The organism is Salipiger aestuarii (assembly GCF_003259905.1).
Classification (GTDB): Bacteria; Pseudomonadota; Alphaproteobacteria; order Rhodobacterales; family Rhodobacteraceae; genus Salipiger; species Salipiger aestuarii.
The window spans coordinates 23,809-50,238 of the sequence record NZ_QLMG01000019.1 but is presented as its reverse complement, the minus strand read 5'-3'; the positions used below and the strand labels follow the sequence as shown (position 1 = coordinate 50,238).

Sequence of the window (26,430 nt, the reverse complement as noted above, 5' to 3'; positions counted from 1 at the left end):
GCCGATGAAACGCATATACGAACCCGCCGCCTACGGTCCACAAGGCGCCTGCTGGTGGTCCCAGACCGTCGCGCCGCTCGACTGGCCCGCCCTGCAAGGCGACAAGCCCACCGGGATCGCCATTATCGGCGGCGGCTTCACCGGACTGTCGGCGGCGCTGCACCTTGCGCAGGACGGCGCCGAAGTGACCCTGCTCGAAGCCGAACACCCCGGTTTCGGCGCCTCGGGGCGCAACGGCGGCTTTTGCTGTCTGGGCGGCGCCAAGGCGACAGCGCGGCAGCTGCGACATCAGGTTGGCGCCGAGGGTCTGCGCGACTGGCGTCAGACCGAGAAATCCGCAGTCGCCACAGCGGCGCGTCTGATTGCGGAACATGACATCGACGCCGACACCCATTCGGACGGCGAAACAATGATCGCCCACTCCCCCCGCGCCTTCGCCCGGCTGCGCGCCAGCGCGCCCGGGATCGAACAGGATTACGGCGTCACCCCCCGCCTGATCGAAATGGAGGATATGGCTGCCGAGGGTTTTGGCGGCCCGTTCTTCGGCGCGCTCACCACACCGATCGGCTTTGCGCTCAATCCGCGCAAATACCACGCGGGCCTTGCGCGGGCCGCCCAAAACGCCGGCGCGGCGCTGCATGGCCACAGCCCGGTCACCGCGTTGCATCGAAACGGAAAATGGCGGCTGACCACGCCGCAGGGAACGGTAACGGCGGATCGCGTCGTGCTTGCGACCAACGGCTATTCCTCCGAAGATCTGCCCGACTGGCTGCGCGCGCGGTATCTGCCGGTGCAATCCAGTGTCATCGTGACCGAACCCGTTCCCGACGACCTGCGGCAGGCGCAGGGCTGGACGTCGCACCAGATGGCCTATGACACGCGCGTCCTGCTGCATTATTTCCGGATGATGCCCGACGGACGCTTTCTGTTTGGCATGCGCGGCGGGCTGAGCGCGACACCGGTGGCCCAACGTCGGATCGCGCGCGCGATCCGCGACGATTTCGCCGAGATGTTCCCCCGCTGGCGGAATGTCGGGATCACCCATGAATGGGCCGGCCTCGTGTGCCTCATGGCGAATCTTGTCCCGTTCGTGGGCGAGGTTCCCGACCATCCCGGCCTTTTTGCCGGGCTTGGCTTTCACGGAAACGGGGTTGCGATGGGCAGCCATGCGGGGATGCTGCTTGCGGGTCTGGTCCAGGGCAAACCGGCGCAGCCTGCGATTCCCGCAGCCATGTCATTGATTCCCGGTAGATTTCTGCTTGGCCGGCACCGCCGCAAACTTCTGGTCGCGCCGTATGTTGCCGCCAGTCTGCTTGATCTGTGACATTGGCGCCGCAGTGCGGCGGAAAACGTGCTGGACAATTTGACGCAGGTCATGTTTTCTCCGCCATGCAAGCATTTCGCAAGGTCCGCCGAACGGGAGACGGGAGGAGCCCGCGCGGCCTGGGCCAAGGATGGATGACACCTGGGGAGGACGTTATCCAGTCGCGATCCGGTCGCCTCGCAGAGGAGGCGAGGCGACCGGAATTGTCATCGGAGATATCCAGCCGCGGTCGACCGGCGAAACTCGAACCCGGCGCGACCGCACGGGTTTTCGTGCGTCTGTGAATGCGCCGGAACTGTACCCTGCAAGGCGCGGGACAGTCCCTTATCGCTGATGGTTCGCGTCGCGGCGACCCTCAGGGAGGAGGGAGGGTCGCCGCTGATTTCCGGGGCTCAGGGAGGAGGAGAGAACCCCTGGAAACTGTCTGATGCCAGTTCAGCATCGTTGCGTTCATCTAGACACGGGCACGGGCCAGAGCAATGCACGGATTTGCATTGCCGCCCTGATGCCGCTGCATGTCGCCGCATAAACATGCACCAACCGCGCATAAGGCACAACTTTTTGGCGCAATATTAATTTCCGCAGACATCCGCTGCACAGGCCGCCGGGACAGGCTGCCAGTTGCTGCCGATCCGGGCCGGGCCACAGATCGGGGGAACCTTTCACACCCGCAGCCCCCACGCCATGCCGGCGTGCCGATTGGCCTCGTCTTCGCGCTTTCGGCGCTTGAACGCATGAATCGGCGTGGCGCGGTCGTCGATGGCGGTCCTGACCACCGAAGGCAAAGGCGTCATCCAGCGCGGCGGCGGCACGGAACCTGATCCGACCCCATCTCGGCGGCTTTTCCGCGTCAAAACCGGCCTTTACCGCGTTGATGGGGGCCCAAGTGGTGGCGGGCTCCGGCGATGCGGCGGCTTAGGGCGGTGTCGAGCGCGCAACAACACTCGCGGGTGGGACGTTGGCGGGCGGGTCGTTCGGCCACGGTCGAGCGGATCGAAATCGACGGTGATCGTCGCCTGTTCCGCGCGCGGCAGGCGCCGGTTCATGCCAGTGTACTGGCCGGTCTGGTGCCGCCCCAGATCAGCAGATCCGCCTCTTGCACCAGCAGACAGCGCCGCGAGCGAGGGCACGCAGACCGCCCTTCCGGAGCAGGCCTTGATGAAAAGACGGATGGTCGTAACCCTTCGCCCTGACGCCCTCTTGCCTGGCCGAGCGCCGATCCGGACGCAACTCATCCGATGATGCCAAACACGGGGGTCGACGCATCCAGCGTCTCAAGGCCCCCGGACGCCGCAGGTTGCGCCCCGGCCCGACGGTTGGGTCACTTTGCAAACATCGACCTTGCCGGTGACGCGGGCATAGCCATTGGCCGCTCAAGCCCCGTTTCAGGCCCGGTTGCGCTCGCCGCCCATCAGCATGCAGTTGTTGCGATTCTGCCGCCGCGCGATCCCGCGATGCAGCGTCCCGGTCGGATCACCGGGCTTTGGGGTCTCGGCAAGTCACCCCGGCTTCCCGAGCCGGTGTGTGATGTCGCGGGCGGGCCTGCCGCCCGCGACGCCGGGGTCAGTCGCTCCAGGAGCCGATAAGCTCTTCGTAGGACGCGGTGATCGGTTCCTCGTCCTCGTTTTCAAGCTTCGCCTTTGGGGCGCCGGGCTGGCTCAACCAGTATTCCGGGTCCCGTTCTTCGTTCAGCTTGGGACCGATATCGCCCATGATCCCGGCCCGTTCGAGCCGCGACAACACCTTTTCCTGCTCTTCACAGAGCGAATCGAGCGCCTCTTGCGGGGTCTTTCCGCCCGACAGCGCATCGCCGATGTTCTGCCACCACAACTGTGCCAGCTTGGGGTAATCGGGGATGTTGGTGCCGGTGGGCGACCATGCCAGCCGGGCGGGCGAGCGGTAGAATTCCACCAGGCCGCCCAGCTTTGGGGCGCGGTCGGTGAAATGGTCGCTGTCCACGGTGGATTTGCGGATGAAGGTCAGGCCGACGTCGGATTTCTTGACGTCGACGGTCTTGGACACCACGAATTGCGCGTAAAGCCAGGCGGCCTTGGCGCGGTCATCGGGGGTGGATTTCATCAGTGTCCAGGAGCCGGCATCCTGATAGCCGACCTTCATGCCGTCTTCCCAGTAAACGCCGTGCGGCGACGGTGCCATTTTCCACTTGGGCGTTCCGTCATCGTTCATCACCGCGATGCCCGGCTCGACCATGTTGGCGGTAAAGGCGGTGTACCAGAACATCTGCTGGGCCACGTTGCCTTGCGCCGGAAGCGGGCCGGATTCCGAAAACGTCATGCTGGCGGCTGCGGGGGGCGAGTATTTTTCAAGCCATTCCTTGGACTTGGTGATCGCATAGACCGCTGCGGGCGCGTTGGTCGCGCCGCCCCGTGCCACGCAGGACCCGACAGGCTGCGACTGTTCGTTCACCCGGATGCCCCATTCGTCGACCGGCAGGCCGTTGGGTTCGCCCTTGTCGCCCATGCCCGCCATGGACATCCACGCATCGGTGTAGCGCCAGCCGAGCGACGGGTCTTTCTTGCCGTAATCCATGCTGCCGTAGACGTCGCCGTTCACGTCAAGGTGCGACAGATCGCGGCCAGTGAAAAATTCGGCGATGTCCTCATAGGCGGCCCAGTTCACCGGGATGCCAAGATCGTAGCCAAAGGCGGCCTTGAAGTCCTCCATGTTCTTGGCGTCGGTGAACCAGTCGTGACGATACCAGTAAAGGTTGGCGAATTGCTGATCGGGCAGCTGGTAGAGTTCGCCATCGGGGCCGGTGGTAAAGCCGGTGCCGATGAAATCGTCGAGATCCAGCATCGGGTTGGTGACATCCGCGCCGGTGTTGGCCATCCAGTCGGTCAGGCTGCGCGCCTGCTGATAGCGCCAGTGGGTGCCGATCAGATCGCTGTCGTTGATATAGGCATCATAGATGTTTTCGCCCGACTGCATCTGCGTTTGCAGCCGCTCGACCACGTCGCCTTCGCCGATCAGGTCATGGGTCAGGTTGATGCCGGTGATGTCCGAAAACGCTTTGGCCAGCACCTTGGATTCGTATTCATGCGTCGCGATCGCTTCCGACACGACCTTGATGTCCATGCCCGCAAAGGGCGCGGCGGCGTCGATGAACCACTGCATTTCCTCTTCCTGTTCGGCGCGGCTTAGCGTCGTCACGTCGCCGATTTCGGCGTCGAGAAAGCTTTGGGCTTCCTCCATCCCGGCAAAGGCAGGCAGGCCGAGGCCCAGCGCCAGTGCGGTCGATGTCATCAGAAGTCTTGTCATTCGTTCCTCCCTTGGTTTTCAGACGAGCGGTCCGGTCCCGGCCCCGGGCTCCTCCTGCCGGGGATGGGGTGGTTTTCGGCGGGTCGCGCGGTGCGGGGTCAGACCCAGCGGAACACGCACACCCCGTAGATCGCGCAGACGGCCATCGCCCAGGGCTGTGGCCCCAGCTCCAGCCCGAGCCACGCGAGATTGATGAAGGCCGATCCCAGCAGCGTGATGAACAGGCGATCGCCGCGCGTCGTTTCGATTCCCAGAATGCCGATGCGGGGCACCTCGGGGAAACGGATCGCCAGAATGGTGAACAGCGCCAGGATCGCCGCGATGATCCAGAAGAACAGCGCGACCGGAAAGCTCCATGCCATCCAGCCGTTGCTGACCATCTGTTTGGTCCACAGGATGTCGTCGCCGTCGCGGGGCACCGCCAGCACCAGCAGCGCCAGCGCGACAGCAAGCACGGCGGCGGTTCCAAGATAGACAGCGCCCCAGCGTGCATTGGATGCGTCGGTCATCACACCCTCCCCAGGGCAAAGCCCTTGGCGATGTAGTTGCGGACGAACCAGATCACGAGCGCGCCGGGGATGATGGTTAGCACCCCCGCCGCCGCCAGCGTGCCGTAATCCAGGCCGGTGGCGGATGACGTGCGGGTCATCGCGACCCCGATGGTTTTCACGTTGACCGAGGTCAGCGTGCGCGACAGCAGCAGGTCGACCCAGCTGAACATGAAACAAAAGAACGCGGCGACGCCGATTCCACTGGAAATCAGCGGCATGAAGATGCGGGTGAAGAACCGTCCCCAGCTATAGCCGTCGATGAACGCGGTCTCGTCGATTTCGCGCGGTACGCCCCGCATGAAGCCTTCCAGGATCCAGACCGCCAGCGGCACGTTGAACAGGCAATGCGCCAAGGCCACGGCGATGTGGGTGTCGAACAACCCGATCGAGCTGTAAAGCTGAAAGAACGGCAGCGCAAAGACGGCCGGCGGCGCCATGCGGTTGGTCAGCAGCCAGAAGAACAGGTGCTTGTCGCCGGTAAAGCTGTAGCGCGAAAACGCATAGGCCGCAGGCAGCGCCACCGTGACGCTGATCGCTGTGTTCAGCACCACATACGTCAGCGAATGGACATAACCCATGTACCAGGTCGGGTCGTTGAAGATGTTGGCGTAATTGGCCAGCGTCGGGTTTTGTGGCCACAGCGTCATGGCGCCCAGGATTTCCGGGTTCGGCTTGAAGCTCATGTTCATCAGCCAGTAGATCGGCACCAGCAGGAACAGCAGGTAGAGAATCATGCCGCCGCGGGCCACTGCGGAGCGGGCGCCGTTCCCGTTCGCGGTCTTGCGCCGGGCCCGCGTGCGGGGGGCGGTTGTGTCGCTTAGGGCGCTCATTTCGGCATGTCCTCGCGGTCAAGGTTGACCATCACGGTGTAAAACGCCCAGCTGACCAGCAGGATCACGAGGAAGTACATGATCGAAAACGCCGCGGCGGGGCCAAGGTCGAACTGCCCCAGCGCCATTTTCACCAGATCGATGGACAGGAAGGTGGTGGTCGATCCCGGTCCGCCCCCGGTGACGACAAACGGCTCGGTATAGATCATGAAACTGTCCATGAACCGCAACAGGATGGCGATCAGCAGCACGCCTTTCAGCTTGGGCAATTCGATAAACCGGAACACCGCCCAGCGGCTGGCCTGGTCGATGCGCCCGGCCTGATAATAGGCCTGCGGGATGGATTGCAGCCCGGCATAGGACAGCAGAACGATCAGCGACGTCCAGTGCCAGACATCCATCACCACAACGGTCACCCAGGCTGCGGCGGCGTTCTGGCCAAGGTTGAAATCAATGCCCATCTGGCCCAGCGTGTACCCTAGAAGGCCGATGTCGATGCGCGCGAACACCTGCCAGATGGTGCCCACCACGTTCCACGGGATCAGCAGCGGCAGCGCCACCAGCACAAGGCACAGCGACGCCCAGACCCCCCTTTTCGGCATGCACATGGCGACGGCGATGCCCAGCGGCACCTCGATCGCCAGGATCACCGCGGAAAAGATCAACTGGCGCTTCAGCGCGCCCCACATGCGTTCGGAATGCAGCATGTCATCGAACCATTCGATGCCGACCCAGAAGAACACGTTGCTGCCGAAGGTGTCGTTGAACGCATAGTTCACCACGGTCATCAGCGGCAGCACCGCCGAAAACGCCACCAGCACGAACACCGGCAGCACCATGAACCAGGCGCGGTTGTCGTGTGTCTTGTCCATCAGACAGCCCTTTCCCGCGGCGCGATGCGCCAGTCGTCGACGTAAACGCCCACCTGTTCGGGCACGAAACTGACGCGGGCATCCATCGCCGGCACCGGCAGACCTTCGGGCAGAACCGCGTTAACGGGCGTGCCGTTGTAATCGGACCGCACGATGCGATGGCGCCCTACGTCTTCGACGCGGCGGACCCGCACGGGCAGACCCGCGCCGCTGTCGTCGAATTGTACGAATTCGGGGCGAATGCCGAACTGAACGCGCCCCTTTGGTGCGCCGTAATCGGCGCGCAGCGCCACGCTGTGCCCGCCCAGATCGGCCACCGTCCCCCGCACGGTCGCGTCCAGCAGGTTCATCCCCGGAGAACCGATGAAATAGCCGACAAAGGTGTGCCTGGGCGCCTGAAACAGCTCTTCTGGCGTGCCAAGCTGCACCACCTGCCCGTCGTGCATCACAACCACCTTGTCGGCAAATGTCAGCGCCTCGGTCTGGTCATGGGTGACGTAGATCATCGTGTGCCCGAAATCGCGGTGCAGGGTTTTCAGCTGCGTGCGCAATTCCCATTTCATATGGGGGTCGATCACCGTCAGCGGCTCGTCGAACAGGATCGCGTTCACGTCCTCGCGCACCATGCCGCGCCCAAGGCTGATCTTTTGCTTTTGATCCGCCGTCAGGCCGCGCGCCTTGCGGGGCAGCACGTCCTCCATCCCGATCATCCGCGCGATCTCGGCGACGCGCCGCCTGATATAGGCGGGCTCCATGCCGCGATTGCGCAGCGGAAAGGCCAGGTTCTGGCGCACGGTCATCGTGTCGTAAACCACCGGAAACTGGAACACCTGCGCGATGTTGCGATCCGTGGTGGGGGCCCCGGTCACGTCCTGCCCGTTGAACAGCACCCGCCCGTGGCTGGGCACCAGCAGCCCCGACACGATGTTGAGCAGCGTGGACTTGCCGCAGCCCGACGCGCCCAGCAAGGCGTAGGCGCCGCCGTCGTCCCAGGTCATGTCGATGGATTTCAGCGCGTAGTCGTCTTCGGATTGCGGGTCCGGATGGTAGCTGTGCGCAAGGTTTTCCAGCGTGATACGCGCCATGTCATGCCGCCCTTGCGTATGAGGCGGGCACCGCCAGCGCGCCTTTTTGGTCGAACAGGTAAACATGCGCCGGGTCCAGCCACAGCCCGACCTGTTGTCCGGCATGCAGATGGTGCACCCCGTGGACCAGCGCGACCCAGGGGTCATCGCCATGGTCGAGATGCAAAAAGGTTTCCGATCCGGTGATTTCGGACACGCCTATCATGCAGTGAAATTGTATCGCATCGCCGGAATGGGCGTTCAGGCGCAGGTGATTGGGCCGGAAGCCGGCGCTGTAATCGCCGTCGGGAACGCTGGCAAAGGCGCCTTCGGCGGGCGCCTGAACGCCGGTGCCAAAGATCAGCCGATGGCCTTGCTTGCGGCAGGGCGTGAAATTCATCGGCGGGTCGCTGTAAACCCGCGCGGTCGTCGCGTCGGCAGGGCGGTGATAGACCTGCGCCGCCGGGCCGAACTGGGTGATGCGCCCTTCCCAAAGTGTCGCGGTATTGCCGCCAAGCAACAATGCTTCTTCGGGCTCGGTGGTGGCGTAGACAAAGATCGCGCCGCTGTCCTGAAAGATACGCGGAATCTCGGCGCGCAGCTCTTCGCGCAGCTTGTAGTCAAGGTTGGCCAGAGGTTCGTCCAGCAGCACCAGCCCCGCGCCTTTCACCAGCGCCCGCGCCAGCGCGCAGCGTTGCTGCTGCCCGCCGGACAGCTCCAGCGGTTTCTTGTCCAGCTGAGACGTCAGCCGCAGCATGTCCGCGGTGTCGCGCACCGCCCGGTCGATCTCGGACTCCGGGCGTTTCATCAGACGCAACGGCGAGGCGATGTTGTCATAGACCGTCATTGCCGGGTAGTTGATGAACTGCTGATAGACCATCGCGACCTTGCGGTCCTGCACCCGCGCGCCGGTCACGTCCTTGCCGCCAAAGAACACCCGCCCCGTGCTGGGCCGGTCAAGCCCCGCCATCAGCCGCATCAGCGTGGTCTTGCCCGACAGCGTCGGCCCCAGCAACACGTTCATCGTGCCCTGTTCCAACGTCAGATCAAGGGGGTGAATATGCGTGCGCCCGCGCACCGTCTTGGACACGTTTCGAAACTCAAGCATGGATCACCTCGGGCGCGCTGGCCTTTGCCGTGCCGGGCGGCACGGCGGCAGCGCCCAGCGCCGTGGCATCGCGGGTTGTGGTCTCGCGCGGGTATTGCGCCGGGTGCACGGCGCCCAAATCCGGGGCCGGCCTGAACCGGCGCGACACGCCGCGCCGGCAGGGAAATCGCGGCACCGGCACGGTGTCGCGCCTGCGGGCATCGACGTGCAGCTGTGTCGGGATACCGAAGGCGGAGGCGCATTTATCGACGGCGCCGCGCACCACGGGGGCGCCCGCCAGCAGGCCGGCCTGCTGTGCGGCTTGCACGCTGATGCCGCCGACGATGTCATCGGACGATCCGATTTCGGGCAGCTTGGCGATCCAGTCCTGCGTCCCCGGCAGACGCAGCACGTCATGCGACCTGCGCGCACAGGCCGTTTCCTGCCCGCCGCCAACGAACAGGGCAACCTTCGCCATCGCGCCCCCGGCGTCCATGCCGATCACGTCAGAGCCCATGAATCTCCTCCCTCAGTGGCCTCTCGACATGGGTTCGAGTCGCCAACCTGTCATTACGAGTGAGCGTCACAGACGCCAAACTTTCTGTCAAGAATTTTGCGGCGCCGCTTCTGCACCCGCAAAAGCAAGGAATTGCTTGCGCTATTTACGCGAAAACTCTGTGGTTACGCGTCAGACCGGCCTCGCCGGCAAACAGGTCCCACCGAACAAGAAAGATCTTGTAATTACAAGTATGCTCGTTAATCCTGCCGATCGACCGCCCGAAACGGCCCTTTGGGAGGAAGGCGAAATGCGCACACAGGACATCCTCGTGACCCGGCTTGCCGGCGCAGCGTTACCCGACATCGCCACCGTTGAAGACGGCAGCGCCGGGGTCGGGATGGGCAAGGCGCAGCACGGGCTGCACTGTGTCGGCACGCCCGTTGTGCGCGACCCGCCGGGCCTGACCGCAAAGCCGGGCGGGCGGATGCCGGATCTCGAAACCCGCCATCATCGCGCCTGTCTCGCGCCGCCGCTGGATGACCGGCGCGTCCCGGCGGGCACCACGGATATTCGCGCCGCCGATCCGTCGGACGGCGACGACACCGATTCCGAAAACGGACGTATCTGTAAAACCGGACACGAAGACGTTGTGCTGCGGCGCCCGCTCATGGGCTTGGAGGGTCAGAGCACCGAGGCCCGTCCTGGCCAGATCGCGACCGTGGTCACCAAAACCCCTGGCCGGGGTGGGCCGCCGCGCGCCGCCGCGCCCAAGGGCGGCGCAAACGTCCGGTCCCGGCGCAACCATACGGCGGCGCGCGGAACGGCGGGACAGGGAGACGGGAAACGCGATGGGCGATGACAAGCCGGAGCCGGGCAAGGCAGCCGCCCCCGCCGTCGAACTGGGGCCGACCGACCGCGCCGCGTCGATGCCGCTGTGGTCCCAGGTCAAACGGGCGCTCACCGCGCAGATCCTTGACCGGGAACTGGCGCCCGACACAAGGCTGCCGTCCGAGGCCGACCTGTGCCGCAGCTTCGCCGTGTCGCGCACCGTCGTACGCGAGGCGCTGTCGCAGATGGTCAGCGAAGGGCTGATCTATCGGTTGCAGGGCAAGGGCGCCTTTGTGCGCGGCCGGCGCGGGCAGCAGGATTTCGTTTCGACCTCGGTGGGCTTCAGCGGAGAGCTGGCGGACAAGCATCAGGTCGTCACCCGGCGCGTCCTGCGTCAGCAACTGTGCCCCGCGGCGGCGCGCGCCCGGCGCTACCTTTTGATCGAAGACGACGAGCCGGTGGTGGCCATCGACCGGGTACTGTCGGTCGATGGGGTGGCGCGCGCCATCGTGCGCTGGGCCATGCTGGCGCGGCTGGTGCCGGGGCTGGAGGGCGTGCCGCTTGAAAACCGCTCGCTTTACGACACGATTTCGCGCCAGTACGGCCAGCGCCCCACCAGCGCCGAACGCTGGATCGCAGCCATTTCGCTACCCGAAGACGACGCCGCCCTGCTGGGGGTCGCGCCGGGAACGGCGGCGTTGCAGGTGGAAAGCGTCGCCTCGGACCCCAGTGAAACGCCGATAGAATATTACACCGCGCTGTACCTGACCGATATGGCACGGCTGCATGTCAGCGTCCGGTCATTTTCGCCCCGCTGACCTTGCTACAGCAGCAATCCGGGGTCGGCGCCCAGATCGAGCCCCGGAAACACGTCGCGCTCCAGCGTAGCGACGTCCAGCCCGAACAGCCCGCGCATCAGCCACGCCGCATGGGCGCGCAAATCGCGGGTCGGCATCAGGTCGCGGCGATCATACAACGACGCCTCGTCCAGCCCCGGCCAGTCGGTCACCACCCTGCCCCCGTGCAGCGCGCCGCCGGCAAGCAGCATGGCACCGCCGGTGCCGTGATCGGTGCCCCCGGTGCCGTTGATCCGCACGGTGCGACCGAATTCGGTCATCGCCACCACCGCCGTGCGGCCCCAGACGTCGGCGCCCAGCCCGTCCTTCAGCGCCACGATCGCATCCGACAGCCGCCCCAAGGCCCGTGACAGCGGCTTGTCCTGCGCCGCGTGCGTGTCCCAGCCATTGATCGAAAACGCCGCGATCCGCGCGGGGCCTTGCAGTTGCTGCGCCACGAAGGCGGCAAGCCGGGTCTCGCCCGGGCCGCGCGCGGCGGCCATGTCTTCGGCCATCATCCGGCCCATGTCCTCGGGGCTGAGAGCGGCGGCAAGCGCGTCACCATCGCCATCCGCGATGCGAAAGGCCCTGGCCATGGCGGCGGCAAAGGCGGGATCGTCCTGCATCACCATCTCGGCCAGCCTGATCGCCTGCGGACTTAGCGCCAGATCCGCTTCGGGCGCCCAGCGCGTCACCGGCGCCGCGCCGCCCAGCACGGCAAGCGGGTCGGCGCCGATGGCCCAGGCGGTGTGCGTTCCGCTGCCGGGATAATGCTGCAACAGCCGGTTGAGCCAGCCGTCGCGACGCGCCCCGCTGGCCAGATCCGCCACCCCGGCTTCCAGCAGGTCCTGCCCGTCGAAATGGCTGCGCTTGTCGCGATAGGGGGTCGATACCGCATGGACCACCGACATCTCGCGCGCCCGCCACAACGGCATCAACCCCGCCATGGCCGGGTGCAGCGCGAACCGCCCGTCCAGATCGACAGGCCCGCCCGCTTCGCCGGGCACCGGCCCGGGGCGCACCGCCCGCCAATCCGCATCACCCACCGGCTGCGCCATCGCCAGCCCGTCCATCGCACCGCGCAGGATGATGACCACCAGCCGGTTGTCGCCAGGCGCTGCGGCAAAGGTCACCGGGGTCACCACCGGGCTGGCCGCAAGCGAACAGCCGATCAGGGCAGAGCGGGTCAGAAAGGCGCGTCGTGACAGGGTCATGGCCTCAGGTCCTCTGGAAAGCGGGCGAGGCCAGAATCAGGCCCACCCCGTCGGCCCGGCTTTCCGCCGCCCGCGCCGCGAACTGCACCGCTGGTGTCGCGCGCGCGCCCAGCGCGGTATCGACGAAATCGCGCGGATCCGGCAGCGCCCCGGCCAGAATCTGCGGCACCGACACAGACCATTGCAACCGCGCCGCCAACCCTTGCGGCGAGATCCATGCCGAATCCGCTTCGGGCAGGCCATCGGGGCCAACGGGCTTTTCCCAGATGTGGCCCATCAGGCGCAGCGGGTACTGGATGTGCTGGCGAAACGCCTTTTCCTTCAGCGCGACATAAGCTTCCGGCGACATCGCCAGCGCGCGCAGCGCCGAGGCGATGAAATCGAAGGGCGGTTTCACATTCCCCGGCACCGGGGACCACGCGGCGGGATGACCCAGCATGGCCGCATATCCGGCGCGCAGGTCGGTCCCGCTGTCCAGAAAGGCGGCTTCGATGGCGCCCACCAGACCGGGGTCGGGCGTGTCGGATACGAAATGCACCGCCAGCTTGCGCGCCAGATGCCGCGCCGTCGCCGGGTGGCGGGCAAGGTCGCGCAAGACCGCCTGTATATCGTCAAGCCCCGGCGCCCTGCCGCCGTAGCTGCGGCCCAGCACCGTCTCGCGGCCCGGCTCGGCCATATCCTTGCGAAAAAGACGCCCGACCGTGGGCCGAAAGGTCAGCCCGGTCAGCAGTTCGGCCAGTTCTCGCACATCGGTCTGCGTGTAGGGGCCGCCGACTCCCAGCGTGTGCAGTTCCATGATTTCGCGCGCGAGGTTTTCGTTCAGCCCACCCTTGCCCTTTTTGCCGCGCGGCGAATGCGGCCCCGCCGAGCCGCGCTGGTCAAGATAGATCACCATCACCGGATGCGTCACCGCCGCGATCAGCAGATCCTCGAATCGCCCGGACAGATGCGGACGGATCGCTTCTTCGACATAAGGAGACACGGCGCGGCGCATCAGCGCGGCCTTGCCCGAAGTGGTGAAATGGTCAGCCCAGAACCCGGCAAGCCGTTCGCGCAGCGGCGCCGCCGTCATCCCCCGCCGCGCCAGCGTCTGGCCCAGCCAGGTCATCTGTGCGCGGCGCGCCTGCCGGTTCATCACCTGCATCGCCTTTTTCGCCGCCATTTCGCGGTCGGTTCCACGGTTGGCGCGGCGGATGCGCCCCTGTTCGTTAAAAAGGACAATGCGCTGGCGGAACGTGTCGAACGGCTCGATCGCAAAGCGCTGCGCGGCCAGATCGGGGCCGTTCAGCGTGGCAAGCAACGCTTCGGCGTCCGCCGGGGGAGGGATGAGCGGCGACAATCCGCAGCCAAAACGGATGTCGGCAAGGAGGGGGTCGAACGGGGGCATCGCAACCTCATTGTCGCTGCGTTGCAATCTACGCCGGATTGCGCCCGCGCGCACCCCGCCCCGCGCGGATGTGATGTCAGATCAGCGCAAGACCGCCCAGCAGCAGGGCACATAGCAGCACCGTGCGCCGATACAGCGCCAGCCCGCGCCCCATCGCCGCCGCGTCCGGGTCGGGCGCCCCGTCGTTGACCCAGGGTTCATCGGCGATGGTGCCGCCGTAAACCCGCGGTCCCGACAGCCGCACACGCAGGGCCGCAGCCAGCGCCGCCTCGGGCCAGCCGGCATTGGGCGAGCGGTGCCTGGCCGCGTCACGCCGCATGCCCGCGATGGCCGTTGCCGGGCGCCCCGAGGCCAGCGCCAGCAACCCCGCGGTCAGACGCGCGGGGATCAGGTTCGCCAGATCGTCAAGCCGGGCCGCCGCCTTGCCGAAATCCTCATAACGGTCGTTGCGGTGGCCAATCATCGAATCCATCGTGTTAATGGCCTTGTAGGCGGCGATGCCCGGAAGCCCCGCGACAGCCCCCCAGACCAGCGGGGCCACCACCCCGTCGGATGCGTTTTCGGCCAGGCTTTCCAATGCCGCGCGTCCCACGCCCGCGGTGTCCAGCGTCGTCGGGTCGCGCCCCACGATACGCGCGACGGCGCCGCGCGCCCCGGCAAGATCGCCGGCCGCAAGCGGGCGCGCGACGGCGGCGACGTGATCGTTCAGCGATCGCGCCGCGATCAGCGGCCAGGAAAGCACCCCGGTCAGAACCACGCCAAGGGCGCCATCCGGCAGCGCCCATTGCACCAGCGCGGCGGGCAGGACGGTCGCGATCAGCACTGCGGCGACCGTCAATGCCCCGGCGCGGCGGCGGCGCATCGGGGGGCCGTCGTTCCAGTGCCGGTCCAGCGCGGACACCAACGCGCCGATCCAGACCACCGGATGGGACAGGCTGCGAAACAGCCGGTCCGGCCAGCCGACCAGCGTGTCCACCATCAACCCCAGCGCCATGGCTGCGCAATACATCATGCCACTCCTGCATTTGTCGAAATTATCGCGAAACCGTCCGGCACCCGGCGCAGGCGCGTCACCGACAGCGGCGCGATGTCGAACGCAAGGCCCTGCGACGCGTCTTCCAGCGCCAACCCCAGCGCGGCACGGATCGTGCCGGCATGGGCGACGATCGCCACCGGCCCCGGCCTGCGCGCGGCGCGCGTCAGCGCCGGGGCCACCCGGTTACAGAGATCGCGGAAGCTCTCGCCGTCGGGGCTGGCAAGCCGGGCCAGCGCGGCACGCGTCATCGGGCCCAGATCGGGCAGATCGCTGAACGCGACCCCTTCAAGCGCGCCGAAATCCTGTTCCCACAACGCCGCGTCGCATTCGCGCACACGCCCGGGAAACAGCGCCGCGGCGGTCTGACGACAGCGCAGCGCGGGGCTGGTGATGACAGTGCACGGGGCCAGCCAGCGCCGCAACGGCGCCAGAACCGCGCCGGGGGGCAGGATCGCAGGCACATCGGTGCGCCCGCACAAGCGCCCGCCATGGTCCGCAGGGGCGTGCCGGATCAGGATCAGATCGGTCGGGTCGGGAGGTGTCATCCAGGCTTTCCAAATCGCGCGGAACCTGATTTGTCACGGCGCCATGGGAAAGTCGATCCTGATCACCGGGGGCGTGCGCTCTGGCAAGAGCCGCCTCGCCGAAGATATGACGCTGGGCCTTGGGCGCCGCGCCATCTACATCGCCACGGCGCAGGCGCATGACGCCGAAATGGCCGACCGCATCGCGCGTCACCAGGCGCGGCGCGGGCCGGAATGGCGCACCGTGGCCGAACCGTTGCAGCTTGCCCGGACGCTGCGCGACACCGATGGCGACGCCCCGCGCCTTGTCGATTGCCTGACCCTGTGGCTGAGTAATCTCATGCTGTCGGGCGCCGACTGGGACGGCGCCTGCGCCGAGCTGTGTGCGCTGATTCCCCGGCAAAGCGCGCCGGTGGTGTTCGTGACCAACGAGGTCGGCGCCGGGATTGTACCCGAAAACGCCCTTGCCCGCGCCTTTCGCGACGCGGCGGGGCTTGTGAACCAGTCCATCTCCCGCAGCTGCGACGAGCTTTGGCTTTGCGTCGCGGGCCATCCGATCAAGGTGAAATGACCATGCTGCCGATCACGCATATCGACGAAATTGCGACACTCGCCCTGCCCGCGCAGGACGCGGGCGCCGCCCAAATGGCGCGCGCGCGGCAGGGCACCCTGACCAAGCCGCCCGGCTCGTTGGGGCGGCTTGAAGACCTGGCCGAATTTCTTGCGGGGTGGCAGGGGCACGCCATGCCGGCGCTGGACAAGGTTCAGGCGCTTGTGTTCGCAGGCAATCACGGCGTGTGTGCGCAAGGCATAAACCCGTTTCCGCAAGAGGTCACCGCCCAGATGGTCGCCAATTTCGAAACAGGCGGCGCCGCGATCAACCAGTTGTGCCGGCTGAACGGCGCGGACCTGACCGTGGTTGCGCTGGACCTGGACCGCCCGACAGCGGATTTCACCAGCCGCGCGGCGATGGACGATGCCGAAACGCTGGAGGCGTTGCAACGCGGTGCGACCGCCGTTCAGCAGGCCGACGCGTTGATCCTGGGCGAGATGGGCATCGGCAATTCCACCGTCGCGGCGGCGCTCGCACATGCCATCCTTGGCGGGGACGCACAGCTGTGGGTCGGGCGCGGCACCGGATCGGACGCCACGGCGCGCGCCCACAAGGCCGAGGTCGTCGCGCGGGGTGTGGCGCTGCACGCGGCGCGCACCCCGATGGGAAAGCTGGCAGCCCTTGGCGGGCGTGAACAGGCCGCGATCTGCGGCGCCGTCATCGCCGCCCGCCTGGCGCGCATCCCGGTGCTACTGGACGGGTTCATCTGCACCGCCTCGGTCGCGCCGCTCTGGGCGGCGAACCCGGCGCTGCTGGATCATTGCCTGATCGGCCATGCCAGCGCCGAACCGGGCCACAACGGCCTGTGCGCGGCGATGGGCAAGCGCCCGCTGCTGGATCTTGGCATGGCGCTTGGCGAAGGAACGGGGGCCGCGCTGGCGCTGGGCGTGCTGCGCGGCGCGCTGGCCTGCCACCGCGGCATGGCCACCTTTGCCGAGGCTGGAGTGTCTGACGCATGACCGTGCCTGCGCGCATTCGCGAGGCGCGCGTCGCCCTGATGCTGCTGACCCGCCTGCCCGCCGGGCGGTTCGATGGCGATGTGCCGGGGCTGGATGCCGCCCGCTGGGCCTTTGCCCTTGCGGGGGTTCCCGTCGCGGTGATCGGCTGGGCCGTGCTGGCCGGGGCGCAGGCGCTGGGGCTGGCCCCACACGTTGCGGGGGTCGCCGCGGTGGCGATGATGGCGCTGACGACGGGCGGATTGCATCACGACGGATTCGCCGACATGGCCGACGCCGCCGGAGGCCGCGACCGCGCCCACCGGCTGGACATCATGCGCGACAGCCGGGTCGGCAGCTTTGGCGTGCTCGCACTGGTGCTGGCCTGCGGGCTTGGCGCGGCCGCGCTGGCGGCCCTGCCGGCGGATGGGTACGGATTGGCGGCGATGGCGCTGGCGGCAATGGCCAGCCGCCTGGCGATGGTGCTGGTGCTGGCGCTGGTGCCCCCGGCGCGCAGCGACGGGCTGGGCCAGGCGGCCCGCGGCAACACCACCGCATGGGTGCCGGGCGCGATTCCATGTGCGGGGCTGGCGCTGGTGCTGGGGCCGCCGGGCTGGGTCGCGCTGGTCGTCATGGCCGCAACGGCCACGCTGCTGGCCCGCCGGGCCAGAACCACGCTTGGCGGCCAGACCGGCGACGTGCTGGGCGCGGTGCAGCTGTGCGCGGAAACCGCCGGCTGGGTGGCGCTTTCCGCGACGATGTAACGGCATTCGTCTTTGCTCGCTGGCGTGACGCACGCGATGCGTTTACCAATGTCAGGGACAGCACGAAGGACGCCTCTCGCATGAACGACGAACGCCACTCGATTTTCCGCGACGCCGGTCGCGACCGCAAGACCGCCGAACAGATCCCCGACACGCCGCAAACCCGCGCGCCGTCCTACCGGCTGGCCTTTGCCGACGAATCGTTTCTGTGCCGGGATGAACTGCGCCCCGTGCGTCTTCAGCTTGAACTGCTGAAACCGCAGATGGTGCTGGACGAACATCAGGTGGAATCGACCATCGTGCTGTTCGGCGGCGCGCGCATCCCCTCGCCCGCCGAAAAGGATTCGGCCCGCACCCGAACACTGGGCGACCTGTCGCATTTCTACGAAGAGGCACGGCTTTTCGCCCAGAAGATGACCGCGAAATCCATCGCGACGGGCAACCGCGAATACATTGTCGCGACGGGCGGCGGGCCGGGCGTGATGGAGGCGGGCAACCTTGGCGCGATGCAGGCCGGCGGCGTGTCCATCGGCCTGAACATCGTGCTGCCGCACGAACAGGCCCCGAACGAATATGTGACGCCGGACCTATGTTTCAACTTCCACTATTTCGCGATCCGCAAGATGCATTTCCTGATGCGCGCCCGCGCGATCTGTGTCTTTCCGGGCGGGTTCGGCACGCTTGACGAGATGTTCGAGGCCCTGACCCTGATCCAGACCGGTCGCATGAACCGCGTGCCGTTCCTGTTGTTCGGGCGTGCCTTCTGGGAAAAGATCATCAACTGGGGGGCGCTTGAGGAGGCGGGCACCATCAGCCCCGAGGACCTAGACCTGTTCCGCTTCGTCGAAACCGCCGACGAGGCGACCGCGGTCATCGAAGAATGGGGCCCCGCGCCCGCCCGCAGCGACATTCCCGGCCGGTAAACCCGACGCTTAGTCTGCGGGCCGCCGGGCAGCAATCGCGGCGACCGTGCCGAATGACGACAGAAGATCGCCCGCGCCAAACGGGCGACGGCGTCAGCCGCGCTGGACCTCGCCGGTAGCGGATGCGTCTTCGCCATGTTCGACCCAGCGCGCGATGACGTCGCGGGCCTGCGTTTCGTCCAGCCCGGCGATGGCGGTGCGCAGATCCTTGAGAGCGGTCGCGATTTCGAATTCGGACAGAAAGCCTTCTTGCGCGCGCAGGATCTTGTGGTGCGGCGTGGTCAGCATATCCTGCGAGATCAGCAGCTCCTCGTGCAGCTTTTCGCCCTTACGCAGGCCGGTGACCTCGATTTCGATGTCGCCATCGGGGGTCTTGTCGTCGCGCACGGTGTAGCCCGCGCCTTCGATCATCTGGCGGGCCAGCTTCTTGATCGGCACCGGCTCGCCCATGTCGAGCACGAAGACATCGCCGCCGCGTGCGAACGACCCCGCCAGCAGTACCAGCCGCGCCGCTTCGGAGATGGTCATGAAATAGCGCGTAACCTTGGGATCGGTCAGCGTGACCGGGCCTCCACGGGCGATCTGTTCCTCGAACAGCGGGATGACGGATCCCGACGAGCCAAGCACGTTGCCAAAGCGCACCATGGAAAACCGCGTGCCGGTGCTGCGCGTGGCAAGATCCTGCACCACCAGTTCGGCCAGGCGTTTCGACGCGCCCATGACATTGGTCGGGCGCACCGCCTTGTCCGACGACACCAGGATAAAGCGTTCGACGCCGGCCTCACGCGCGACATCCGCCAGCACCTTGGTGCCGATGACGTTGTTGTTCATCCCCGACAGCACATTGCATTCGACCAGCGGAAGGTGCTTGTAGGCGGCGGCGTGCAGCACGGCCTCGATCCGGTGATCGCGCATGATGCGCGCCATCAGCGTGGCGTCCAGCACCGACCCGAGGATCGGCACGATGGACATGCCCGCCTCAAGTTCCCGAAGTTCCTTTTCGATGCTGTACAGCCCAAGTTCGGAATGATCGACCAGCACCACGCATTCCGGCTTGCAGGCGATCAGCTGGCGGCACAGTTCGGACCCGATGGACCCACCCGCGCCGGTCACCATGATGCGCCGCCCCGAATAGGCATGGCTGACGCCCGGCAGTTCGGATTCAAGCCGGTTGCGGCCAAGCAGATCGTTCAGCGACACCGGCGTGACGCTTTTACGCAGCTCGCGCTCGCCGACCAGCTCGGCGAACGACGGCAGCGCGTGCACCTCGCAGCCGATGGTGCGCAGCTTGTGGGCGATGCGCGCGATCTGAGGCTGGCTGATCGACGGCATGGCCAGCACGACGCGGTCGATGGACCGGCGCTGGATGATCTCGGGGATGGCCGAGGGCGCATGCACCCGAAGCCCCGCCACGACCTGGCTTTGCAGCGTCGGATTGTCATCGACAAAACAGATCGGGTCGATCTTGTTGTCATGACTCAGCGCCACGGCAAGTTGCTGGCCGGTTTGCCCCGCGCCATAGATCAGCACCCGCATGCGGTTCAGGCCGCGACGGTAGATCTCCAGCGTGAGGTAGCGCGCAATAAGACGCCAGCTTGTGCCCAGAACCACCAGGATCAGCGCGAAATTGAAGAACAGCGGCAGCGCAAGCGCGGGCGACAGGACCCTGTTCAGCGCCACCGCCGCGATGGCGCAGACGGCGGCAAAGCCCGCGGTGCGGGTGATGCCGCGCGTGTCATAGGCGTTCAGGGTGAATTTCGGCAGCCCGAAGTACCAGCTTGCCGCGGCACCGACCAGCGTGGTGGCGGCGATCAGCGGAACAAGCTGCCAAAGGCCAGGCAGGTCCGGATTGACGGCGGCGTTCAACGCGAGGGCGGAGACAAGCGCGACCCCCACCATCGCCATGTCAGTCAGCAGAAAGAGGACCTGTTTCTGCGCTCGTGTCAGAGATGTAACGAGCCAATAGAGCATTCCGGCCTTCCTTCCACTTGCGTGGTTTAGTCAAAAGCATGGTCGAATATGGCGTGCGCCCGGTCGTCCAGCGTTCTGCGACGGGCGATGCCTAACCAGTAATCAAAACTAACATTCCTGTACGCGATTGCCCATTACATGGACAAGTAAGGAATTGCTGCACTTGCACAGATGGGCGGAATTTCACCGAAACACGCGACGTTGGCCCGAAACCCCTCCTTTTCGCGGCACTCTGCTGCCGGTTTGCGCGATTATTGGGCGAATGCCGGATCGCGAGGCGCCAGCCATGCGCCCGACAGATTCGCGGCGCCGGGCTGCGTCCACAGACCCCTTTCACCGCCCCATGGCATGAGGTATGACCCGCGCCAAGCCGCCTTGGCGCCATGGGGCACCGGGGTGTGACGTGTGAAGGAGACCCCGATGGGCTATAAGGTCGTCGTCGTGGGCGCCACGGGCAACGTGGGCCGCGAAATGCTGAACATCCTTGCCGAGCGCGAGTTCCCGGTGGACGAACTGGCCGCGCTTGCCTCGCGCCGTTCGCTGGGCACCGAGGTCAGCTTCGGAGACAAGACGCTCAAGACCAAGGATCTTGCCGCGTTCGATTTCACCGGCTGGGACATCGCCCTGTTCGCCGTCGGGTCCGAAGCCACGAAGGAATACGCCCCCAAGGCCGCCAGGACGGGCTGCGTGGTGATCGACAATTCGTCTCTCTATCGCTACGATCCGGACGTGCCGCTGGTGGTGCCCGAAGTCAACGCCGACGCCGTGATGGGCTATACGAAAAAGAACATCATCGCGAATCCCAACTGTTCGACCGCCCAGATGGTTGTCGCGCTCAAGCCGCTGCACGACCGCGCGACGATCAAGCGTGTCGTGGTGTCGACCTACCAGTCGGTGTCCGGCTCGGGCAAGGAAGGCATGGACGAGCTCTGGGACCAGACCAAGTCGATCTACAACCCGGTGACCGAGGTTCCGCCCAAGAAATATCCCAAGCAGATCGCCTTCAACGTGATTCCCCACATCGACGTCTTCCTCGACGACGGCTCGACCAAGGAAGAATGGAAGATGGTGGCCGAAACCAAAAAGATCGTCGACCCCAAGATCAAGGTCACCGCGACCTGTGTGCGCGTTCCGGTCTTTGTCGGCCACGCGGAATCGATCAACATCGAGTTCGAGGAATTTCTTGACGAAGACGAAGCCCGCGACATCCTGCGCGAGGCTCCCGGCATCATGGTCGTCGACAAGCGCGAGGACGGTGGCTACATCACCCCCGTCGAATGCGTCGGCGATTTCGCCACCTTCATCAGTCGCATCCGTCAGGATTCGACCATCGACAACGGTCTGAACCTGTGGTGCGTGTCGGACAACCTGCGCAAGGGAGCGGCGCTGAACGCGGTGCAGATCGCCGAGGTTCTGGGCCAGAAGGCGCTGAAAAAGGGCTGATCCGCTCTGGCCTTGAAAGTTCGACGCAATTTCGCGGCGGCGCCCCCTCGGGGCACCGCCGTTTTTCATTCAAATGTGCCCTGTTCCGAAGGACAGGAATGTGCGCCCTCTGCGATGCCACCTGTTCCCGGGCGCCGTGGCGCGACGATGCATACCGGCGTACACAGGGGGCGCCGGCAAAGCAGAAAGGCACCGTGTCCCAATCAGAAGACGCCTTCCATATATCTTGTCGGAGTATGCAAACATGGGAACCGATTTCTTTCGCTCGCCCGTGGCCGCTGCCTCTTGGCTCTGACGACCCGCAGCCTGCTGCTGTGCGACCGGCACCAACGCCCCGGCCCCTGCCGACCCACATGCTGCGCCGCCTCGGGCTTTGAGATCCGCGGCCTGCCCGGGCCGCGCGGGCGTGGCGTGGCCCCAGCGCCGGCCGGTCGGCTGAAGACGCTCCGCCTCTCTCTTGTCCCTTTCTGCGGGCCGTTGCCATCGACCGCCACCCCAGCCCGGTCCCCGCGCGCGCAGGCTCAGTCCGCGCGGCGTTAGACCGGAATTTTACGCAACGCCCGCTGCGTCAGGACGCAGGTAACCCGCCCGCCTCAGGCTGACCCACACAAGCGCTGCCGTCTTGCGCCCACTGGCCGAACAATAGGGAACCGACCATGACCCCCCATCTTCATCGTCCGCTCGACAGCGAAACCGCCACCATGCTGCGCATCGTGCTGCGCCCGATCATCGACGGCGCGACCCACTGGTCCGGCCTGACAGGGGACCTGGACCGCAAGGGTTATCGTCTTGGGTTTCGCGACGGGCGGATGCTGATCGTCGACGACTATTCGGGCGAAGCCATCAGCACCGGCTCCGCCATCGGCGCGCCGCTGAGCGCGCTGTCGCAACGGATCGGACGCCCACCGCTACGGATGTCCGGCGACGGGCGCTCAGCGGTTCTGCGCTGCCAGGCCTAGACCTGGACGAACCCGTCCACTGCGGGGTCGAACACTTCCAGCTTGCCGGTGCCGATTTCATGCCAGACGCCGTGCAAGGTCATGTCCTCGGAGTCGACCGCCTCACGGACAAAGGGAAAGCTCAGCAGATTGCCGATCGACGTCATCACCGCCTCTTGCTCCAGCGCCTTGGAAATGCGCTCGGGGGGCAGATCCTTCACCTTTTCATATCCGGGACGCAGAATATCCATCCAGCGGCCCACAAAGCTGGTCTTTTCCTCAAGCTGAGGCGCGCGGCCTTCGCACATGTCCAGACAGCCCTGAACGCCGCCACAGCTGGAATGCCCCATCACGATCACATGCGCGACCTTGAGCGCCGTCACCGCGTATTCTACCGCCGCCGACGTGCCGTGATGATCGCCATCCGGCTCGTAGGGCGGTACGAGGTTGGCGATATTGCGGTGAATAAAGAACTCGCCAGTGTCCGCCCCGAAGAGCGATGTCACATGCACGCGGCTGTCGCAGCATGAGATAATCATCGCCCGCGGATGCTGGCCTTCGGACGCAAGGCGTCGAAACCAGGCGTGGTTCTCCGCATAACTCGTCGCTTTCCAGCCGTTGTACCGCTGGACGAGATACTGCGGAAGAGGTCGCGCTCTGTGCATCAAATCCTCCTGATCGCACCATGATACCCCTGCCATTACGCGCAATTCACATGGAATTCGAGACAAGAAATGGATCGGGTCTAACCTTTTGGGAACTAAGGAGGCGTATCTCCCTGACCGGTGGGGGCACGATGAAGGAATGGACGCGGTGGTGGAACAGGTTGCAGTGCTTTCGCCGAACGAGAAGGCCGGGCTGGATCCCGAAAGGCTGGAAGGCCTGTATGAACGGCTTGGCGCGCAAGAGGGCGAAGATGTCCTTTGCCGCGCCATGGAAGAGCTGGCCTATCGCCTCGGTCAGGCAGACCGCCTTTACGAAAAGGCGGATTTTGCCGGAATGCGTCAATGCACGCGGGCTTTGGGGGCAATCGCCGAACAGATCGGGATGAGCGCGCTCGCCCGCATTTCCGGCGATGTGGTGCAATGCATCGACGACAGCGATCCGGTCGGGCTGGCCGCGACGCTGGCGCGGATGGCGAGGGTGGGCGAACGCTCGCTTTATGCGGTATGGGATCTGCAGGACCTCACGGTCTAGCGCAGGCCCCTTGCGGGCGCCGTGCGGGGCGCTAGGCTGGCGCGGATATTATCCCTGCCAAGGACCCTTGCCATGCCCTTTCGTTTCGCCGCCCCGTCGGACGATGCCCTGCCGCTTCATGTCATCGAACAGGATGCGCTGTCGGGCTGGCTGACCACGCAGGACGACCCGACCCGCGCCTGGATCGGTGCCAGCGGGTTTTCCGGTGCCCTTGGCGAAACGCTGTTGCTGCCCGGCAGGGACGGGCGTCCGGTTGGCGCGCTGGCGGGCTACGGCAGCGCCAAGACCCGTCAGCGGCTGCGCTTTGCCCTTGCAACAGCGGCGGCCGCGTTGCCTGCCGCGATCTATCGCGTCGCGTCCGGCCTGCCCCCGGAAAAGGCCGCAGAGGAATCGCTGGGCTGGCTGCTGTCGTCCTATACGTTCACGCGCTACGCCGGGGCGGCGCGCGATTCCGCCCGGCTGGTCGCCCCCGGCGCCGTCGATGCCCCCCGGATCGAGACGCTGGCCGAGGCCGAGGCCCTGACCCGCGATCTCGTGAACACGCCCGCCTCTGACATGGGGCCGGCAGAGCTTGAATCCGCCGCGCGCGCGCTGGCCGACCGTTTCGGCGCCGTCACCGAAGTCACGGGCGGCGACACCCTGCGCGACGGCTTTCCGATGATCCATGCGGTGGGGCGCGCCAGCCCCCGCGCACCCCGGTTGATCGACCTGCGCTGGGGCACGGCGGGCCCGCGGCTGACGCTGGTCGGAAAGGGGGTGTGTTTCGACACCGGCGGGCTGAACCTCAAGCCTGGAAGCTCGATGGGGCTGATGAAAAAGGACATGGGCGGCGCGGCAAACGTTCTGGGCCTTGCGCAGGCGATCATGGCGCTGGATTTGCCGCTGCAGCTGCGGGTGCTGATCCCCGCGGTGGAAAATTCCGTCGCGGGCGATGCGTTCCGCCCGCAGGACATCCTGACCTCGCGCAAGGGCCTGACGGTCGAGATCAACAACACCGACGCCGAAGGCCGGCTGGTCCTGGCCGACGCGCTGGCGCTGGCGGACGAGGAACAGCCCGACCTGATCGTCTCTATGGCAACGCTGACCGGCGCCGCGCGGGTTGCGGTCGGCCCGGATCTTGCGCCGTTCTACTGCGACGACGACCGCATCGCATCGGCGCTTATAGCCGCGGGGAGCGACGCAGCGGACCCGCTGTGGCGCATGCCGTTCTGGGACCCCTACGAGGCAAGGCTCGAACCGGGCATCGCCGACCTTGACAACGCGCCGTCCGGCGGCATGGCCGGGTCGATCACCGCCGCGCTGTTCCTGCGGCGCTTCGTCACCGCAACGCCCCGCTATGTGCATTTCGACATCTACGGTTGGAACCCGACGCCGGCGCCCGCGCGGCCCAAGGGCGGCGCCGGGCAAGGGCCGCGCGCGATCCTTGCGGCGCTGCCCGCATTGCTGGACCTGTGACCGTGCCCGCGGCAGACCCTCGCCAGCAGCCCGCCAACGACCGGGTGGTCGCGCGCGCGCAGGCGCAGGCGTTCCCCGACCTGCGGCCGGTTGATCCGCAGCCATCCTATGTCGCGACCCCGGTGGTCGATCTGCTGGCCACCGCTGGCGGCAGGCGCGAACGGCAACTGCGCTACGGCGATGCTTTCGACCTGCTCGAAGTCCGCGACGGCGCGCTGTTCGGCTACGCGCCCCAGATGGGATACGCTGGGTGGCTCCCCGCCGGATCGCTCGCCCGCGCAACGCAACGCGGCACGCCGTCCCATCGTGTCGGTGTGCGACAGACCCATGCCTATACTGTCCCCGATATGAAAACCCCCGAACGGTGCGCGCTGTCACACCTGTCTCGCGTTGTCGCGACCGGGCATATCCAGGGGCGGTTCTGCGAAACCGAAATTGGCTGGGTTCCGACCGTCCATCTGACGACGGAGCTTCGTGCGGACCCGGTCGCGGTGGCGGCGATGTACCTTGGTACGCCCTATCTTTGGGGCGGAAACAGCGGATTCGGCATCGACTGTTCCGGGTTGGTGCAGGCCGCGCTGGCGGCTTGCGGCATTCCCTGCCCTGGTGACAGCGACCTGCAAGAGGCGGCGCTCGGCGCGACCCTGCCTGCCCACAGCGCCCCTGAACGTGGCGACCTGCTGTTCTGGAAGGGCCATGTCGCGCTGGTCAGCGGGCCGGATGAAATCCTGCACGCCAACGCCTTTCACATGGCCGTCGCTGTCGAGGGCCTGGCCGAAGCGGTTGCCCGCATCGACGCTCAAGGCGACGGGCCGGTGACGCGCCACGCCCGGATTCGCCGGCCCTGATTGTCCTGCCTG

26 protein-coding genes are annotated in these 26,430 nt (G+C 66.3%); 12 read left to right on the top strand and 14 right to left on the bottom strand.

The genetic code is table 11. The features are described from left to right. The first annotated feature begins 4 nt into the window (after positions 1-4). Positions 5-1,324 carry an NAD(P)/FAD-dependent oxidoreductase gene (locus ATI53_RS11595; RefSeq protein ID WP_009504846.1) on the top strand — a complete coding sequence of 440 codons (1,320 nt, stop codon included), beginning with the start codon at positions 5-7 and terminating at the stop codon, positions 1,322-1,324. A gap of 662 nt (positions 1,325-1,986) precedes the next feature. Here the strand turns inward: ATI53_RS11595 and ATI53_RS23265 are convergent. From ATI53_RS23265 to ATI53_RS11560, 8 genes are all read right to left on the bottom strand, one after another. Further along, on the bottom strand, positions 1,987-2,136 hold the full coding sequence (locus tag ATI53_RS23265; RefSeq protein WP_170134561.1) for a hypothetical protein: 150 nt from the start codon (positions 2,134-2,136) through the stop codon (positions 1,987-1,989). A gap of 751 nt (positions 2,137-2,887) precedes the next feature. Beyond that, on the bottom strand, positions 2,888-4,603 hold the full coding sequence (locus ATI53_RS11590; RefSeq protein WP_111550456.1) for an ABC transporter substrate-binding protein: 1,716 nt from the start codon (positions 4,601-4,603) through the stop codon (positions 2,888-2,890). A gap of 98 nt (positions 4,604-4,701) precedes the next feature. Next, positions 4,702-5,112, bottom strand: coding sequence for a DUF2160 domain-containing protein (locus ATI53_RS11585; RefSeq protein ID WP_009504843.1), 411 nt, complete (start codon positions 5,110-5,112; stop codon positions 4,702-4,704). Beyond that, entirely contained in the window at positions 5,112-5,888 is a 777-nt protein-coding gene (locus tag ATI53_RS11580) for a carbohydrate ABC transporter permease (protein ID WP_034452622.1), read from the bottom strand. Before ATI53_RS11580 ends, ATI53_RS11585 begins: the two co-directional genes overlap by 1 nt. Positions 5,889-5,980: 92 nt before the next feature. Continuing rightward, positions 5,981-6,856, bottom strand: coding sequence for a carbohydrate ABC transporter permease (locus tag ATI53_RS11575; RefSeq protein WP_009504839.1), 876 nt, complete (start codon positions 6,854-6,856; stop codon positions 5,981-5,983). Continuing rightward, positions 6,856-7,941, bottom strand: coding sequence for an ABC transporter ATP-binding protein (locus ATI53_RS11570; protein WP_111550455.1), 1,086 nt, complete (start codon positions 7,939-7,941; stop codon positions 6,856-6,858). Before ATI53_RS11570 ends, ATI53_RS11575 begins: the two co-directional genes overlap by 1 nt. A gap of 1 nt (position 7,942) precedes the next feature. Then, a complete protein-coding gene (locus ATI53_RS11565; RefSeq protein WP_111550454.1) occupies positions 7,943-9,028 on the bottom strand; it encodes an ABC transporter ATP-binding protein in 1,086 nt (361 codons plus the stop codon). Continuing rightward, positions 9,021-9,524 (bottom strand): hypothetical protein, encoded by a 504-nt coding sequence (locus tag ATI53_RS11560; protein ID WP_009504835.1) that lies wholly within the window; start codon positions 9,522-9,524, stop codon positions 9,021-9,023. Before ATI53_RS11560 ends, ATI53_RS11565 begins: the two co-directional genes overlap by 8 nt. Positions 9,525-9,813: 289 nt before the next feature. Here ATI53_RS11560 and ATI53_RS11555 point away from each other — a divergent pair, with 289 nt between their 5' ends. Both ATI53_RS11555 and ATI53_RS11550 read left to right on the top strand, forming a co-directional pair. Next, positions 9,814-10,365, top strand: coding sequence for a hypothetical protein (locus ATI53_RS11555; protein ID WP_009504834.1), 552 nt, complete (start codon positions 9,814-9,816; stop codon positions 10,363-10,365). Continuing rightward, positions 10,355-11,152 carry a GntR family transcriptional regulator gene (locus ATI53_RS11550; RefSeq protein WP_009504833.1) on the top strand — a complete coding sequence of 266 codons (798 nt, stop codon included), beginning with the start codon at positions 10,355-10,357 and terminating at the stop codon, positions 11,150-11,152. The genes ATI53_RS11555 and ATI53_RS11550 overlap by 11 nt, the downstream gene beginning before the upstream one ends. 5 nt (positions 11,153-11,157) lie before the next feature. On the opposite strand, the gene ATI53_RS11545 is transcribed toward ATI53_RS11550, so the two are convergent. From ATI53_RS11545 to ATI53_RS11530, 4 genes are all read right to left on the bottom strand, one after another. Next, on the bottom strand, positions 11,158-12,384 hold the full coding sequence (locus ATI53_RS11545) for a DUF1501 domain-containing protein (RefSeq protein WP_009504832.1): 1,227 nt from the start codon (positions 12,382-12,384) through the stop codon (positions 11,158-11,160). 4 nt (positions 12,385-12,388) lie between these two features. Then, positions 12,389-13,771, bottom strand: coding sequence for a DUF1800 domain-containing protein (locus ATI53_RS11540; RefSeq protein ID WP_111550453.1), 1,383 nt, complete (start codon positions 13,769-13,771; stop codon positions 12,389-12,391). Positions 13,772-13,847: 76 nt separating this feature from the next. Then, entirely contained in the window at positions 13,848-14,783 is a 936-nt protein-coding gene (gene cbiB / locus ATI53_RS11535) for an adenosylcobinamide-phosphate synthase CbiB (protein WP_170134563.1), read from the bottom strand. Beyond that, complete coding sequence (locus tag ATI53_RS11530) at positions 14,780-15,352, bottom strand: histidine phosphatase family protein (RefSeq protein WP_111550451.1); 573 nt, start codon at positions 15,350-15,352, stop codon at positions 14,780-14,782. The genes cbiB and ATI53_RS11530 overlap by 4 nt, the downstream gene beginning before the upstream one ends. 43 nt (positions 15,353-15,395) lie before the next feature. On the opposite strand from ATI53_RS11530, the gene cobU reads away from it, so the two are divergent. The 4 genes from cobU (at position 15,396) to ATI53_RS11510 (ending at position 18,566) form a co-directional block, all read left to right on the top strand. Then, complete coding sequence (cobU, locus tag ATI53_RS11525) at positions 15,396-15,902, top strand: bifunctional adenosylcobinamide kinase/adenosylcobinamide-phosphate guanylyltransferase (RefSeq protein ID WP_111550450.1); 507 nt, start codon at positions 15,396-15,398, stop codon at positions 15,900-15,902. Positions 15,903-15,904: 2 nt separating this feature from the next. After that, a complete protein-coding gene (gene cobT, locus ATI53_RS11520; RefSeq protein ID WP_009504827.1) occupies positions 15,905-16,903 on the top strand; it encodes a nicotinate-nucleotide--dimethylbenzimidazole phosphoribosyltransferase in 999 nt (332 codons plus the stop codon). Then, positions 16,900-17,643 (top strand): adenosylcobinamide-GDP ribazoletransferase, encoded by a 744-nt coding sequence (locus ATI53_RS11515; RefSeq protein ID WP_111550449.1) that lies wholly within the window; start codon positions 16,900-16,902, stop codon positions 17,641-17,643. The genes cobT and ATI53_RS11515 overlap by 4 nt, the downstream gene beginning before the upstream one ends. Positions 17,644-17,723: 80 nt before the next feature. Beyond that, complete coding sequence (locus tag ATI53_RS11510; protein ID WP_009503699.1) at positions 17,724-18,566, top strand: LOG family protein; 843 nt, start codon at positions 17,724-17,726, stop codon at positions 18,564-18,566. A gap of 93 nt (positions 18,567-18,659) precedes the next feature. Here the strand turns inward: ATI53_RS11510 and ATI53_RS11505 are convergent, their stop codons facing one another. Next, positions 18,660-20,537 carry a polysaccharide biosynthesis protein gene (locus ATI53_RS11505; protein ID WP_009503700.1) on the bottom strand — a complete coding sequence of 626 codons (1,878 nt, stop codon included), beginning with the start codon at positions 20,535-20,537 and terminating at the stop codon, positions 18,660-18,662. 420 nt (positions 20,538-20,957) lie between these two features. Between ATI53_RS11505 and ATI53_RS11500 the strand changes: the two genes are divergently transcribed. Next, entirely contained in the window at positions 20,958-21,980 is a 1,023-nt protein-coding gene (locus ATI53_RS11500; protein WP_111550448.1) for an aspartate-semialdehyde dehydrogenase, read from the top strand. 656 nt (positions 21,981-22,636) lie between these two features. Beyond that, positions 22,637-22,939, top strand: coding sequence for a hypothetical protein (locus tag ATI53_RS11495; protein ID WP_111550447.1), 303 nt, complete (start codon positions 22,637-22,639; stop codon positions 22,937-22,939). Here the strand turns inward: ATI53_RS11495 and ATI53_RS11490 are convergent. Next, a complete protein-coding gene (locus ATI53_RS11490; RefSeq protein ID WP_009503703.1) occupies positions 22,936-23,583 on the bottom strand; it encodes a carbonic anhydrase in 648 nt (215 codons plus the stop codon). The two genes, ATI53_RS11495 and ATI53_RS11490, sit on opposite strands and share 4 nt — an antisense overlap. 139 nt (positions 23,584-23,722) lie before the next feature. On the opposite strand from ATI53_RS11490, the gene ATI53_RS11485 reads away from it, so the two are divergent. The 3 genes from ATI53_RS11485 (at position 23,723) to ATI53_RS11475 (ending at position 26,418) form a co-directional block, all read left to right on the top strand. After that, the gene (locus tag ATI53_RS11485) at positions 23,723-24,115 is read left to right on the top strand and encodes a hypothetical protein (RefSeq protein ID WP_009503704.1); all 393 of its coding nucleotides are present in this window, start codon (positions 23,723-23,725) and stop codon (positions 24,113-24,115) included. 72 nt (positions 24,116-24,187) lie between these two features. Continuing rightward, positions 24,188-25,570, top strand: a complete 1,383-nt coding sequence (locus ATI53_RS11480) for a leucyl aminopeptidase family protein (RefSeq protein ID WP_111550446.1) — start codon at positions 24,188-24,190, stop codon at positions 25,568-25,570. Continuing rightward, on the top strand, positions 25,567-26,418 hold the full coding sequence (locus ATI53_RS11475) for a C40 family peptidase (RefSeq protein ID WP_111550445.1): 852 nt from the start codon (positions 25,567-25,569) through the stop codon (positions 26,416-26,418). The genes ATI53_RS11480 and ATI53_RS11475 overlap by 4 nt, the downstream gene beginning before the upstream one ends. Positions 26,419-26,430 lie beyond the last annotated feature (12 nt).